The following is a 14,897-nucleotide window of genomic DNA, read 5'->3' as shown; positions in this document are numbered from 1 at the left end:
ACAACTCGATCTCAAAGAGCTCGCCAATGTTGAGCCCGTCGTCGATATTCTTTCACGCGGCTTAGTCGCCATGCACCCGGCTTTTCGACACCAGTTTGATCTCGTCGTGGCCTCCTCGGTGTGCAGTTTTCTTCCTAACTACGCGGAAACCGCCGACGTGGTTTACAGCCTACTTGATGCCGGTGGCCACTTTGTTCATTGGGATTGGCTCTCTGACGGCAATCAAGAGGGCGGAATGAGCAAGGAGCACGTTAACCAAGTGCTCACCGGTGTGGGTTTTAGCGAAGTGCTGACTTCTGTACCGTTCGCGATAGATACCCCACACGGTAAGCTGCCGGTTTTGATGGCGATAGCCAAAAAATAATTCGCTAAGAGCTTGAGTGTCTTTGCACTTAATGCTGATAGCGACGAACTTCTTCTAAAACCTCGGGGTTAGCAATAGCACCGAGGTTTTTTATTGTCTCGCCATGAAGCACTTGCTTCACCGCCAGTTCAACCAACTTGCCAGATTTGGTTTTGGGTATATCACTCAACGCGTAAATTTCGCTGGGTACGTGGCGTGGTGAACATTGGCTTCTGAGTCGAGTGGTGATGGCGGCTTTGAGTCTCTCATCGAGCGTTACCCCCTCCGCTAACTGGACGAACAGGACAATGGTTTCGTCTCCGTTTTCTACGCGCCCAACCGCGATAGAATCAAGGACTTCGGGCAACTGGTTCACTTGCTGATAAATTTCAGCGCTGCCGATCCTGACGCCACCCGGGTTGAGGGTGGCATCACTACGGCCAAAAAAGCGTACACCACCGGTTTGACTCATTTGAACGTCATCACCATGATGCCAAGTGTTGGCAAATCTCGCCCAATATGCTTGATGATAGCGACGGCCATCGTCGTGCCAAAAGCCGAGCGGTTGGTTGGGAAAGCTGTTGCGACAGACTAACTCGCCGCGTTGATCTGTCACGGCTTGTCCCTCTTCATCAAACACAGCGACATCCAGCCCAAGTCCGGGGCCCTGACACTCGCCTACATAAACGGGTGACAACGGGTTACCCAGGACAAAGCAGCCACAAATGTCCGTTCCCCCCGAAATCGATGCGAGATGGAGATCGGATTTAATCTTATCGTACACATAGTGATATTGGTTGGGGTAGAGCACCGAACCGGTTGAACACAATGTCTTTAGTGACGACAGGTTCACGTCATTTTTTGGCGTGTAGTCAGCTTTCTCAATCGCTTCTAGATATTTGGCTGACGTGCCAAATAGGCTGACTTGCGCGCGTTCAGCCAGTGACCATAGTGTCGCTGGCGTTGGATAAACGGGACTACCATCATAAATCACTAAGGTTGCGCCACTGGCAAGGGCAGAGACATGCCAGTTCCACATCATCCAACCGCACGTGGTGTAATAAAACACACGATCATTGGGTTTGATGTCGCAATGCAATTGATGCTCCTTGAGGTGATTCAATGTGGTTCCCCCGACACTGTGGACGATGCATTTGGGTTTGCCCGTGGTGCCAGAGGAGTAGAGGATGAAGAGCGGATCGTTAAAGCCGACCCGTGCGAATTCAATGCCCCTTGGTAAACAACTCGACAGCACCGACTCCCAATCGGAAAAGCCCTCGTTGAAAAACAGATCACAGGCGTGATCCGCGAGGTATTCAATCTGACAGGTGTTGGTAATGCTCGAAATGGCGTCGCAGATCTGGCCATTTTTCTCCACCATAGAGTGGGTTTTGCCACTGAATTGATAGCCATTGCAGCAAAACAAGATCTTAGGTTGTACCTGACCAAAGCGCTCGACCACACTGTCTACACCAAAATCAGGAGAGGTAGAGGTCCACACCGCGCCGAGGCTGGTGGTTGCCAGCATAGCAATCACCGCTTGAGGGCAGTGTGGTAGGTAGCCAGCAACCACGTCACCTCGCTCGACGCCATTGTGACGCAGCCACTGCTGTACGATGGAGACTTGATCGCACAAGGCTTGCCAACTCAGCTGCGTTTCTACGCCAGATTCATTGTGAAACCAAATCGCCGGATTGTTTGGACGTTGATACGCATAGGCGAGTAAGTTTTCTGCGTAATTGAGCTGTGCTTGAGGGAACCAGATGGTGTCTCGACTGGCACTAAATTGACCGTGTTTCGCTAGACCTTCTCCCTTAATACACTCACCGCGATAGCCAATCACGTCACAGACTTGCCAAATTTCGAGCCAAAACTGGTTAGGGTTTTCAACAGACCAAGTATGCAAATCCTGATAAGACTCAATAGCTTGGCCTTGCATGTTGATGTGCTGAATGAATTGCGCCATGTTGGCGTTGCGTTGTCGCTCAGTCGTGGGTGACCAAAGCAGTTTGGGGGAGAGAGCAGAAGAGTCAGTCATTGGCGTATCCAGCGTGTTTATTGTTTTCGTTGTTTTGATTTTTGGTGCAAATATCGCCAAAGTCAAACCTTGCACTTCTTTTCATATCCATGAAAAACAAGTAAAAAAATGGAAAATGTAAAATATTTGTTACATTGGGTTGAGCGGTGATTGAACAAGCCATGATTGTCACTCAATGTCGGTATGGATACGCTTTATGTAACAAAATTGTTATGGATTGACATCATGACCTCGTATCACTCTAAGCCTGTCGATGCGCAAGGGCAGATCGACTGGACGGCAGAAGAACATCAGATTTGGCAAGCCCTGGTTGAGCGCCAGTTGGCGGTCGTACAAACCCGCGCATGCCAAGCCTACCTAGATGGCCTTAAGCTGCTGGATTTGCCCCGAGACCGAGTCCCGGCACTGCGCGACATTAACCGCGTACTCGCCAGAGAAACTGGCTGGCAAGTGGAGCCAGTGGCAGCGTTGATCAGTTTTGATAAGTTCTTTGCGCTCTTGGCGCAAAAGAAATTTCCTGTCGCGACGTTTTTACGCTCACGACAAGAGTTCGACTACCTCCAAGAGCCAGACTTTTTTCATGAAATATTCGGCCATTGCGCCATGCTTACTCATCCCGATTTTGCCTCTTACACGCACACCTATGGCCAAATGGGGTTAGCGGCAACACCAGAAGAGCGTGTCTATCTCGCAAGACTGTACTGGTTTACGGTCGAGTTCGGCTTGGTGAAAGAAGCCGGGGCCACCAAGATTTACGGCGGGGGGATTCTCTCTTCGCCCGGTGAAACCGTGTATGCATTGGATGACGCGAGTGCAAAACGAACCCCTTTTGACCTCCACACTGTGCTGCGTACGCCCTATCGAATTGACATCATGCAGCCACAATATTTTGTTTTAGAGGATCTTAAGCAGTTGTATACCCTGAGCAACATGGACTTAATGGCCCACGTCAAGCAGGCAATGCAAGCTGGCTTACTCCCTCCACTATTTGAACCAAAGGAAACCTCCCATGTTGAATGAATTGCGTTGTGAAGCGTGCCACAGTGATGCCACCCCCCTCGGCCCTGAGGAACGAAGACTGCTATTAACGGAGTTGGAGGGATGGAAAATCGTTGATCGAGACGGCATCCCCCAATTGGAAAAAGAGTATCGCTTTAAAAATTATCAACTGGCGTGGGCCTTCGCCAATAAAGTGTCTCAGCTTGCTGAAGAGGAGTTCCACCACCCCTCACTACTGTTGGAGTGGGGAAAGGTCACCGTCACCTGGTGGAGCCATTCCATCAAAGGCTTGCACCAAAACGACTTTATCTGCGCGGCCAAGTGTGACCGCTTTTAACGGATAGCCTAACGCCCCTCACTAGCATTCGGCTTGTGAGGGGCGTCGTCGTTTCTCAGTGCGGCGTATTAGTTTGCGGTCAGGTAACGCTGCTCTTTGGCGAGTGTTTTATCGCCATCAATAATTTCGAACGTGAAAGTGCGGCCGTTATCAAACAAGTTAGCGGCGTAGAATGTCCCTTTTGAACCACTGACGAAATGTTTGACACCGTTGCCACGGACAGTGACGTCAACACCACTGACGGGTTGTCCGTTGTCAAGTACCGTGACGATTGCGCCGTGATTTGCTGTTGCTACATCAAGGGTGTAGTTGTGGCTGTCGGCAGCAAATGCTGATGTTGCAGTAACTAAAGAGAGTGCAAGAGTGGTGATGATAGTTTTCATAGAGTATTCCTCAACAAGTAGGTGGAATTAAGTTTGCTGGAGTCTGTCTCAGCGCTTGATAGGAATATTAAATGTGATTCCGGTCACGAAAAATCATGGTTTTTAGTTGGACTAGTTCGAAAAAATTGAACGTAGTTTTGTTTAACTTGTGTACAAAGCTAAAGAGTTACTGATAATGGTCGCTATACTCTTTACAGTAACGACAAAGCGCTTGCGTATGGAACTATGAAAAAAATCATCATGGTGTTGTTGCTGCTTGTCGGTATTGCTTGTGCCGGTGGCGGTTATTACATCTTTTATTACAAGCCTCAACAAGATGCGTTGGCACTCGCCGCACAAGAGTCGGAGCCCGAGGCACCAAAGCCTGTGGAAAAAAAAGCGCCACCTGAGCCAGAACCCGAGCCCATCACAGATTATTACGTGAACCCAGCCAAACTTGGGGTGCGTGAGCAACCCGATAAACAGGCGTTTATCGAGAGTGTTGTGTATCGCGGCGATAAACTGCATGTTTTGGAAAAAAAAGACGGTTGGGGACGCATTTCCCCCTATTACGTGTATGAAGAAGGGGGCCCGGAGGTCGCTGAATGGGTGCCGATGGAGGCACTGCTCGAGGTTGCGCCCACGATCACTCGTGAAGAGCGTATTGAGACGGTCAGTGGCTACATCGAAAATTCCGACGATTTTAAAACCTTTTTTGACCGCTTTATCCAGTCCACCGACAGTTTGCTCAAAGAGGGAACTTGCTCGCCAGAAGACTTCGAAGAGTTGGGCGGTTGGGTGCGTTCTATTACCTTCAGTAGCGACGATATCTACTTTGTCTATTGCGGCGGTTTGAAACAGGCGAACAAAATTTATCTCAACGCACAAACGGGCGAAATCTTCTATCGCTGATCCCCAAACACATTGACGAAACCATGACGCACAGATGCTTACATCTTGGCGGGAGTTACGTATATACTTATCCAAGTATTTGAATTGCTAAACTATGTGCTCTGAGTACGGTCTTGTGCTCATAGTTTGATGGACATAGTAGGCTTAACGAGGTCGAGTTGGCCTCGTTGACAGGAAAGGATAATAAAGGGAGAGAACGATGGGCACGATCACGCGCACCCTAGTTGCCGTCGCGTTTGCGATGCACATGGCCACGTCATATGCGGCTATCATTGAAACCACGACACTGGTGGGATTTGGTGAAGCAAAATATCCGCAAGATTTCACCCACTTTGATTATGTCAATCCAGACGCCCCCAAATACGGCAAAGTGACGTATGGACAAGTCGGCACGTTCGATAACTTTAACCGTTACGCTTCTCGCGGGGTTGCGGCGGCGGCCAGTGGCGAGCTATACGATCCCTTAATGTTCTCTCCAAGCGATGAGATCGATGCTTATTACCCCTTAATTGCACAGCGTGTCCGATACTCGGATGACTACCGCTGGTTAGAGCTCGACATCAACCCGAAAGCACGCTTTCACGACGGTCAGCCTATTACTGCACATGACGTCGCCTTTACCTTCGATAAGTTTATGAAAGAGGGGGTGCCGCAATACCGCGTCTATTATCAAGACATTCAATCTGTGACCGCTAAAGATGATCTCACGGTGCGCATTGAGATGGCGACGCCCAATCGAGAAAAGTTGTTTAGCTTTGCGCAGTCCACGCGCGTGCTGCCTAAACATTTTTGGCAGGACAAAAACCTCTCCGAACCGTTATCGACGCCACCTATCGGCAGTGGTGCCTATCAAGTCACCGATTATCAATCTGGCCAGAGCGTTACCTATTCATTGGTAGAGGATTACTGGGCACGCGATCTTCCCGTCAATGTGGGGCGCGATAACTTTGCTCAGATTCAATACGACTATTACCGCGATGACACCGTGATGCTCGAGGCGTTTAAAGCGGGCGAATTTGATTTTCGTCTCGAGAATTCCGCCAAGTTTTGGGCGAATTCTTACACAGGGATCAACTTTGATAAGGGATACATTGTTAAACAAGAGATCCCTCATGAGAAGCCAGAGAACACCCAAGGGTTCGTGTTTAACACCCAGCGTGATCTGTTTAGCGACCCTAAGGTTCGAGAAGCGCTCTCTTACGCGATGGACTTTGAGTGGATGAACAAAAACATGTTCTATGGTCAATACAGTCGCACGCGCAGCTATTTTCAAAATACTGACTATGAAGCTAAAGGGCTTCCTGATGAGGACGAATTAGCGGTGCTTGAACCTTATAAATCTCAAGTGCCAGCGCGAGTGTTTACCCAGGATTATCAGCCGCCAGTCACCGACGGCAGTGGTCGAATTCGCGCCCAGCTTAGAGTGGCGTTTAAACTGCTCGATGAAGCGGGTTGGGCACTTAAAGACAAAGTGATGACGAACAAAGAGACTGGTCAACCGCTCACCTTTGAACTGCTGATATACAGTCCAACCACGGAGCGTATTGCGATTCCATTGCAAAAAAATCTCAAGCTCATGGGCGTAGAGATGAACATTCGCTCGGTGGATACCACCCAATATATCAAACGCTTGCGTGACCGAGATTTTGATATGGTGTCATCGTCTTACAGCGCCAATCCTTATCCAAGTCCGAACTTAATGATCGTTTGGAACTCTAACTACATTGACTCCACCTACAACACTGCCGGTGTGATGGACCCCGTCGTGGATGCGTTGACGCTTGAGATTTCCAACAGTCAGCAAGATACGCAGGCGTTGTTGTCACTGGGTAAGGCGCTCGATCGCGTACTGCAATGGAACTTTTATGTGATTCCACAGTGGCATGTTGGCGAGTACCGCGTTGCGATGTGGGATAAGTTTGGACGCCCATCTGTGACGCCCAAATACGACCTTGGCGTTGACACTTGGTGGGTCGATAAACAAAAAGCGGACAAATTGCCAGAAAAGCGCCGCTAAACCTGTAAGGCGATATTGACCAAGGCCAATTCGAGGGAAACATGGCAGCGTATATATTTCGACGACTTTTGTTGGTGATCCCCACCTTGTGGGCGATCATCACCATCAATTTCTTTATTATTCAAATAGCGCCAGGTGGCCCTGTCGAGCAAGCGTTAGCCCAGATGGAAGGGCTCGGTTCTGGTGTTATGGAGCGTTTTGCCGGCGGTGGGAGCGAAGTCGACCTGAGTGTCTCCAATGACAATGCCGTGAGTGGTTATAAAGGCTCTCGCGGTTTGGATCCCGAAGTGGTGGAGGCGATTAAAGTCCAGTTTGGTTTTGATAAGCCGCTGCTTGAGCGCTATGTCGAGATGCTCAAAAACTACGCGACTTTTAATTTTGGTGAAAGTCTGTTTAAAGGCGGTAACGTCATCGATTTGATTGTCGAGCGGTTGCCCGTCTCCATCTCCCTAGGGCTTTGGAGCACGTTGATCATTTATTTGATCTCGATTCCTTTGGGGATTCTAAAAGCGATTCATCATGGTAGTCGCTTTGATATTTGGTCCAGTGCGCTGGTGATCATCGGTTACGCCATCCCCGGTTTCTTGTTCGCCATCATCCTTATTATTTTGTTTGCCAGTGGCAACTACTTTAGCTGGTTTCCCTTGCGTGGCTTGGTGTCGGCCAACTTTGAGCAGCTGAGTTGGTATGAACAAATCCTCGACTATTTTTGGCATTTGGCGCTGCCGATTTGTGCGATGGTGATTGGCGGCTTTGCGACGCTCAGCATGCTGACCAAGAACTCGTTTCTGGATGAGATCAACAAACAGTATGTGGTGACGGCGCGGGCAAAAGGATTGGACGACCGCTCTATCTTGTACAAGCACGTGTTTCGCAACGCCATGCTCATCATTATCGCGGGTTTTCCTGCGGCATTTATCAGCATCTTTTTTACCGGCTCGATGCTGATTGAAGTCATGTTCTCTCTTGAGGGCATAGGTCTACTTGGTTTCGAGTCGACCATACAGCGGGACTATCCGGTGGTGTTTAGCTCGCTCTACATCATGACGCTGCTCGGACTGCTGCTGAGTATTATTTCCGATCTGACCTATACCTGGGTTGACCCAAGAATTGATTTTGAGGCGCGCTAATGCAAGCGAAGAAAAGACGTAACCCGCTCAACGAAGCTCGCTGGCAGCGCTTTAAGGCTAATAAGCGCGGATTTTGGTCGTTGTGGATCTTCTTGGTTTTATTTACCGTGAGTTTGTTTGCCGAGCTGATTGCCAACGATAAGCCATTGCTGGTGGAGTACGATCAGCAGTGGTATTTTCCTATCGTTCAACAATACGCAGAAACGGAGTTTGGCGGTGAGTTTGAGACCGAAGCCGATTACACCGATCCGTATGTGATTGAACTCATTGAAGAGAAGGGCTATCTGATTTGGCCTCTGATCCGTTTCAGTTACGATACGATCAATTTTGATATTTCCGGTAGCGTCCCATCGGCGCCCGATAGCGTCAATTGGCTCGGCACGGATGACAAAGGCCGCGACGTACTGGCCCGAATCATTTACGGTTTTCGAATTTCGGTGCTGTTTGGTTTTGTGTTGACCATCATTTCCAGCGTGATTGGTGTTGCCGTCGGCGCGACGCAAGGCTACTACGGTGGTTGGCTGGATCTGTTGGGTCAGCGTTTTATCGAAATTTGGTCTGGAATGCCGACCCTGTTTTTACTGATCATTTTGTCGAGCTTTGTCGAGCCGAATTTCTGGTGGTTACTGGGGATTATGGTGGCGTTCAGTTGGATGAGCTTAGTTGGCGTGGTGCGAGCCGAATTCTTACGTTGCCGAAATTTTGATTATGTCCGCGCCGCGCATGCAATGGGCGTCAGCGACGGGCGCATCATGCGTCGCCACATGTTGCCCAATGCGATGGTCGCCTCACTGACCATGATGCCGTTTATCTTATCCGGTTCGGTCACAACATTAACCTCGCTTGACTTCCTTGGCTTTGGTTTACCGGCCGGTTCGCCATCACTGGGTGAGTTACTGGCGCAAGGTAAAGCCAATTTGCAGGCGCCGTGGCTCGGTTTTTCGGCCTTCTTTGTTCTCTCTATCATGTTAACCTTGCTCGTTTTCGTCGGCGAAGCGGTACGTGACGCGTTTGACCCCCACCACCAAGGACGATAATCATGAGTACTCCTATTTTACACATAGACGGTTTATCGGTGGGCTTTGGTGCCGGTGATGCGCCTCTGACGGTCACTCATAAAGTGTCACTCAATGTCGCCAAAGGGGAGACGCTCGCCTTGGTGGGCGAGAGCGGCTCAGGTAAGTCGGTGACAGCCAATTCGATTCTCAAGCTGTTGCCAAAAGGTTCAGCCCATTATCTGGAAGGAAGCATTCAGTTTGATGGCATTGACATGCTCAGTTGTTCAGAGCGTCAGTTACGTGGTATTCGCGGCGGTCGAATTGGGATGATTTTCCAAGAGCCTATGGTGTCGTTAAATCCGCTGCATAAGGTTGGCAAACAACTGGTTGAGACCTTAGCGATTCACCGTGGCATGCGTACGACTCAAGCGCAACAGCGAGCCATTGAGTGGCTAGGAAAAGTCGGAATTCGTCATCCTGAGCAAAAAATACAGGCCTATCCGCATGAGTTGTCGGGGGGAGAACGTCAGCGCGTAATGATTGCGATGGCGTTAATTAATGAGCCTGAGCTGCTGATTGCCGATGAGCCGACAACAGCGCTCGATGTTTCTGTCCAAGCGCAAATTCTGGATCTGCTCAAAGCGCTGCAACAAGAGATGGGCATGGCGATGCTGTTTATCACTCATGATCTGAGTATCGTTCGCCGTATTGCGGACCGAGTGGCCGTCATGCAACACGGACATTTAGTCGAGACAGGGGAGTGCAAAGCGATCTTTCAAAACCCGACCCACCCCTACACGCAAAAGCTGATTCACTCAGACCCTAGAGGCTTACCTGTTCCGGTTGAACCTGACTCGCCCGCTTTGTTGACAGTGGATCAGTTGAAAGTGTGGTTTCCCATCACGGGTGGTCTGTTTAAGCGGGTAGTGGATCACGTGAAAGCCGTGACAGAGATGAGCTTTACTTTACGCAAAGGTCACTCCATTGGATTGGTTGGCGAGAGTGGCTCGGGGAAATCGACCACAGGTATGGCGATTCTCAAATTGGTCCACTCGCAAGGGCATATTGAGTATCAAGGACACGCACTGGACACGCTCGATCGCGCGGGTATGCTGCCATTTCGCAGCAAAATGCAAGTGGTGTTTCAAGACCCGTTCTCAGCGCTCAACCCAAGAATGTCGGTGTCTGAAGTGATTGGGGAAGGATTGCGCGTGCACAAGCAATGGAGTGATGAAGAGGTCGATGAACAAATCTGCGAAGTGATGAAAGAAGTGGATTTGGATCCGAACACTCGTCACCGTTATCCCAATGAGTTTTCCGGTGGGCAGCGTCAGCGCATCGCCATCGCTCGAGCGTTGGTGCTCAAGCCAGAATTCATTTTGCTTGATGAGCCGACCTCGTCACTCGATAGAACCGTGCAAGCTCAAGTGCTCGATTTGCTCAAATCGCTGCAAGAGAAGTATCAGCTGAGCTATTTGTTCATTAGCCACGATCTCAATGTCGTGAAATCCTTGTGCCATTACACCATAGTGATGAAACAGGGGCAGATTGTCGATCAAGGAGAGACGCAGCAGTTGTTTACCTCACCCGCTCATCCTTACACGCAGGAGTTGGTCACGCTGTCGTCGTTTTAGCGAGTCAGGGTGTTTTAGGCAGCAATCATAGAGGTCAGTATCAGCGTGTTGGTCAAACGGTGTTGTCGCGCTAAATGGTGGTGTAGCGACTGGCGCTCGCCAGAGAGAGCGGTTTTGAAAACCAATAGCCTTGCAAGTAGGACGCGCCCATATCAGTGAAGATTCGCTGCATTTCGGCGCTCTCTATTCCCTCAATGACAATATCGACGCTGTAGCTTTTGCACAGCTTAGTGATGAAGGCGAGATACTCGAAGGTAGCGGGGTTTTGCAGCGAGCGCCACGCGATGGATTTGTCGACTTTGATCTGTTTTAGGGGCAGGTCAAAAAAACTATTGAGAGAGCTGTAGCCGGATCCGAAATCGTCTAACGAGAGTAAGAAACCATAACCATTGAGGCGGTAGAGTTGGTCAAAAGCACTCTGATTGCCATCAAGGATGATAGTTTCGGTCAGCTCTAGCACAATGCTGCTCGTAGGCACGCCGCAGTGGTCTGCCATGGCTTTAATTTTTCTCGGAAAATCCTGTTGCAGCAACTGCAATACGGATACGTTGATATTCACCCGAACGCTCGATTGATGTTGCTGTGAGTAGGCTTTGATGAACTCGCAGGCTTTGGCAAACACAAAGTAGCCCAATTCAGACACTAAGCCTTTCTTTTCCGCTAGCGCTATAAACTCGTCGGGGTAAATTTCCCCCATCTCACGGCTTTTCCAGCGTACGAGTGCTTCAAAGCTGGCCACGCGGTTTTGCTGGGTACAAATAATAGGCTGAAACTTCACGTTCAGCGTTTCGCCTTGAATTGCCTCACCAAGTTCACGTTCGATGTAGAAGTGGCGATCGACCTTATCTTTGGTTTTGTCATCATAAACGCTGATGATTCCGTCACCTTGTTCCAGTGCAAAGTGGCAGGTACGCGCAGCGATTTTAAGGGTATCTTCTGGCGCGGCATCGGTAGGGAAGTTAGGGTAGATGCCTATCACCATATCACGGCCGTACAACACGCCCTGTTCGTTGAGCGCATTTTGGTACTGCGTAATAATGCGCTGGGCGAGATCGTTCAGTGCAGCGGTGGTGTAGTCACCTTGACATAGAATCACAAAGTCATCAGAGCGAATACGGTAAATATCCACAAACACATCAGGCAGTGTTTTTAGGCTGATCAACAGGTGATTGAGCACATCGCGCATACTCTGTGAGCCATACAGGCTAAGGTAGGTACGCAGATCGCTAACATGGATATTCAGTAGATGATACTGTTCGCCCTCCGGCGCGGTCAGCTGGTTAAGATCGAGTGTCAGTTTTTGCTCGTTGGCAAGGCCCGTCGGAATATCAAACAGCGACGTGTGACGTAAAAACGCTTCCATATCTTTTTGTTGTGAGATGTCTTTGTGGCACCCAACCATAAAACGCTTACCGTTGATGGTTTTGGTGATAGACGTCGCTTCTAGCCAAACGTAGTCGCCGGTGGTGGCGCGAATACGATATTGCGTGGTCATTTTGAGGTTGTCTTGCGCGATGTGCTCATCGACGCGACCATCGAGCATTTCTCTGTCCAACGGATGCACCAGTTTCAGCCACTCGTTCAAACAAGAATGGCCGGTATTGATGCCAAATCGGCGATAAAAGGCGGGGCTATAAAAGCAGACATGTTCATTGTCGGACATATAAAAGATACCGTCATTAAACACATCAAACATGTGCTTAAAGTGGTTGTCCATTAGGCCGTCGAGCTGAGCGCCAGAGAGAGGATGCTCGGCGTTATGGTCAATCGACTCTACCGCACCGCCGCTTTCAGCCTCTTCTGCAGCTTTGAGCGTATCAAACAGACTGTGAATGGTGTACTTAGACATATCGAAATAAAGACCTAGCCTTAGATTGCTTAATCATTGATTTTATTGTGGTTATCTGTGTTAAGCAAAAATTTTGAACATTGTTTCATACATTTGATGCTACTGCCAACAAGAAGCGCGTTAACTGATAACGATTCTCTATTAATTTTGATATAGATGCAGTGAATAGACCATATTATTGAGTGATCATTCAATAATATTGATGAATGTGTGAAGAGAATCACCTAAGGCGCTGCGCATTGGCGAGTATAGTGGATTGTGCTACGGTGGCATTATCCAAAACTATCAAACTCGTCTCTTATTATGAAGTCTCAGCTTGATCTCAATTTACTTAAAGTATTGCTGCTGTTGGCGAAACATAAGCAGTTAAAACCGGTCGCAAAAGAGTTGGGAAAAACCGAAAGTGCGGTCAGTAAGCATCTCGCTAAGTTGCGAGAGCAGCTTGGTGACCCTTTATTTGTCAGAGGAGCACACGAGTTTGAGCCCACTGAGTTCACGCTCAAGCTTTTGCCTGGTGTTGAGCAAGGATTGGAGCTTATCCAATATTCGGTACAAGACAAAACGTTTGAACCTCAGTTGTATCAAAAGCCGATAAAAATCGCTTTGCCGAGCGTGGTGCAATATTTGGTAGGTAAAGATCTTCTGATTGACTTGCTCGACACGTTCCCACGCGCGCCGATTGATATCACCACTTGGAATGACTATTCGGTCAGCCACATTCTTGATGATAAAGTCGATATTGGCGTTCAATACTTTAACAGTGACTTGACGAAGAACCTCTACCAGCACAGGCTCGGGCAGTGTGATGCCAGTATTATATGCGCCAAGCGCTATGCTGGGCGAACTCTAGACGATTTGCTTGCGATGCCGTTTGTATTAATGGAAATGAAAGGGTGGCAGCATTCGAAAGCCGCCACCAAAGTGGCATTGGCAGAGCGCGGCATTGCCATCGATGACATCGCGACCGTAGACAATATGACCTGTTTGTTTGAGGTACTTGATGAGATCGAGTGCGCCGCTTTCTTACCTAAGCTTCCCGCGCTGACCAAGCGGCCAAATCTGGCGGTGACAGTGCTCCCTGATAGCCTAATGGAAACGCCGCTGCCCCCGATTGTCAGCATATCTCGCTTAAAGAATCGAGGGAGCCCATTACACGATCTGCTGGTGAGTAAACTCAAGCAGCACGTGTTCTCCGGTTAAATCTATCGTACTTAGGCGGCGAGCTGATTTTGCAGACGAGTCAACTCGATGATGGACTCAACTTGGTACTTATCGAGAATTCGGGTCTTATAGGTACTAATGGTTTTCGAGCTCAAAGAGAGTAGCTCAGAAATCCGCTTGTTCGAGTAGCCTTGAATCAAGTAGTTGAGCACGATGGTTTCTCGACTTGAGAGCGCCGGATGTTTTGCACTTTGCTCAGCGTCTTGCTTGAAAACCAAGTAGCCACGCACCACGCTATTGATCGATTCGGCAATGGTGGTGGTCGATTCTGTTTTTAATACAAAGCCATTGGCGCCAATTTTATGCGCCGTATCGGAATAGAGTGGGTGATGGTGGCCAGAGACAAACACAATTTTGCCTGTGTAACCGCGAGCTCGGGCGCGGCGCACGAATTCAAAACCGTCAGAGTTGTCGAGTTCAACATCAAGCACCACCAAATGGCAGGGGTGTTGACGCAAATATTGCAGTGCGCTTAGTGACGAGCTGGTCGCTTCCACCTGTGCATTCGGAAAAAGTGTCTCAATGACCTGAGTAAGCGCTTCTTGAAACATGGGCTGACGGTCGATGATGAGTGTGGTAAACGGTGTGTTGAGCTGTGCGTTCATCTTTTATCTCTCTTATTGATTTACGTGAAACGCATCCATGCACTAATCGATGGCGTTAATGTAATCCAAATCTGAAAGACAGTGTGGAAAAGAGGAATTTCCGTTTCGGAAAGTTAGTCAGCGGCATGTCAACGGGTCAACATGCCGACATTATCAATCTCTTAGAAGAAGTCGATCGACTTACGTCCGCCACTTTTGCCTGGTGCTGGCTTATCGGGTGTCGATGATGTTTGTGCGCTCGCTGGTTCAGGCTTGCGTGAAGGGCTCTGTTCAGTGGCCGTTGCTGACGCCCGATTCGGGGAGACGGATCGGTCTTCCTCAAGTTCCAGTGCGCTTGGCTGCGTGGCATCCATCGAATGCTCGATGTTGTGCTTTTCGACTGTGTCATCAGCATAGTAGTAGTCGTTGACACCGCTGCTTTCACCATCGGCACAAATGATGATGTAGTACTG

General features: G+C 49.2%; 14 protein-coding genes. 9 read left to right on the top strand and 5 right to left on the bottom strand.

Annotated elements, in window-relative coordinates; genetic code table 11:
* On the top strand, positions 1–364 hold a 364-nt coding region (locus AC6R0L_RS13185; RefSeq protein WP_500629393.1), incomplete at its 5' end, for a class I SAM-dependent methyltransferase.
* A gap of 28 nt (positions 365–392) precedes the next feature.
* Here AC6R0L_RS13185 and AC6R0L_RS13180 read toward each other — a convergent pair.
* Positions 393–2,381 (bottom strand): acetoacetate--CoA ligase, encoded by a 1,989-nt coding sequence (locus AC6R0L_RS13180; RefSeq protein WP_500629392.1) that lies wholly within the window; start codon positions 2,379–2,381, stop codon positions 393–395.
* 225 nt (positions 2,382–2,606) lie between these two features.
* On the opposite strand from AC6R0L_RS13180, the gene phhA reads away from it, so the two are divergent.
* Together phhA and AC6R0L_RS13170 are read left to right on the top strand one after the other, a co-directional pair.
* Positions 2,607–3,401, top strand: coding sequence for a phenylalanine 4-monooxygenase (gene phhA, locus AC6R0L_RS13175; RefSeq protein WP_500629391.1), 795 nt, complete (start codon positions 2,607–2,609; stop codon positions 3,399–3,401).
* Positions 3,391–3,717 carry a 4a-hydroxytetrahydrobiopterin dehydratase gene (locus tag AC6R0L_RS13170; RefSeq protein ID WP_334552079.1) on the top strand — a complete coding sequence of 109 codons (327 nt, stop codon included), beginning with the start codon at positions 3,391–3,393 and terminating at the stop codon, positions 3,715–3,717. Before phhA ends, AC6R0L_RS13170 begins: the two co-directional genes overlap by 11 nt.
* Positions 3,718–3,785: 68 nt before the next feature.
* Here the strand turns inward: AC6R0L_RS13170 and AC6R0L_RS13165 are convergent, their stop codons facing one another.
* A complete protein-coding gene (locus AC6R0L_RS13165) occupies positions 3,786–4,100 on the bottom strand; it encodes a hypothetical protein (RefSeq protein ID WP_334552078.1) in 315 nt (104 codons plus the stop codon).
* Positions 4,101–4,325: 225 nt separating this feature from the next.
* Here AC6R0L_RS13165 and AC6R0L_RS13160 point away from each other — a divergent pair, with 225 nt between their 5' ends.
* The 5 genes from AC6R0L_RS13160 (at position 4,326) to AC6R0L_RS13140 (ending at position 10,770) form a co-directional block, all read left to right on the top strand.
* Positions 4,326–4,991, top strand: a complete 666-nt coding sequence (locus AC6R0L_RS13160) for an SH3 domain-containing protein (protein ID WP_500629390.1) — start codon at positions 4,326–4,328, stop codon at positions 4,989–4,991.
* 241 nt (positions 4,992–5,232) lie between these two features.
* Positions 5,233–7,008, top strand: a complete 1,776-nt coding sequence (locus AC6R0L_RS13155; RefSeq protein WP_500629394.1) for an extracellular solute-binding protein — start codon at positions 5,233–5,235, stop codon at positions 7,006–7,008.
* A 41-nt stretch (positions 7,009–7,049) separates the two neighbouring features.
* On the top strand, positions 7,050–8,138 hold the full coding sequence (locus AC6R0L_RS13150) for a microcin C ABC transporter permease YejB (RefSeq protein ID WP_500629389.1): 1,089 nt from the start codon (positions 7,050–7,052) through the stop codon (positions 8,136–8,138).
* Positions 8,138–9,175, top strand: coding sequence for an ABC transporter permease (locus AC6R0L_RS13145; RefSeq protein ID WP_334552075.1), 1,038 nt, complete (start codon positions 8,138–8,140; stop codon positions 9,173–9,175). Before AC6R0L_RS13150 ends, AC6R0L_RS13145 begins: the two co-directional genes overlap by 1 nt.
* Before the next feature lie 2 nt (positions 9,176–9,177).
* Positions 9,178–10,770: an ABC transporter ATP-binding protein gene (locus AC6R0L_RS13140; protein WP_500629388.1), complete on the top strand. Its 1,593-nt coding sequence runs from the start codon at positions 9,178–9,180 to the stop codon at positions 10,768–10,770.
* A 70-nt stretch (positions 10,771–10,840) separates the two neighbouring features.
* Here AC6R0L_RS13140 and AC6R0L_RS13135 read toward each other — a convergent pair whose 3' ends face one another.
* Complete coding sequence (locus AC6R0L_RS13135) at positions 10,841–12,619, bottom strand: EAL domain-containing protein (protein ID WP_500629387.1); 1,779 nt, start codon at positions 12,617–12,619, stop codon at positions 10,841–10,843.
* Between the two features lie 303 nt (positions 12,620–12,922).
* On the opposite strand from AC6R0L_RS13135, the gene AC6R0L_RS13130 reads away from it, so the two are divergent.
* The gene (locus AC6R0L_RS13130; protein ID WP_500629386.1) at positions 12,923–13,819 is read left to right on the top strand and encodes a LysR family transcriptional regulator; all 897 of its coding nucleotides are present in this window, start codon (positions 12,923–12,925) and stop codon (positions 13,817–13,819) included.
* Between the two features lie 11 nt (positions 13,820–13,830).
* Here AC6R0L_RS13130 and AC6R0L_RS13125 read toward each other — a convergent pair whose 3' ends face one another.
* Together AC6R0L_RS13125 and AC6R0L_RS13120 are read right to left on the bottom strand one after the other, a co-directional pair.
* Complete coding sequence (locus AC6R0L_RS13125; protein WP_334552071.1) at positions 13,831–14,445, bottom strand: response regulator; 615 nt, start codon at positions 14,443–14,445, stop codon at positions 13,831–13,833.
* 161 nt (positions 14,446–14,606) lie between these two features.
* On the bottom strand, positions 14,607–14,897 hold a 291-nt coding region (locus tag AC6R0L_RS13120; RefSeq protein WP_500629385.1), incomplete at its 5' end, for a hypothetical protein.

Source organism: Vibrio sp. R15-SG3-ISO1A, from assembly GCF_059833955.1.
Note: the sequence above shows the minus strand (reverse complement) of the source record. Positions and strands in the feature narration are given on the sequence as shown.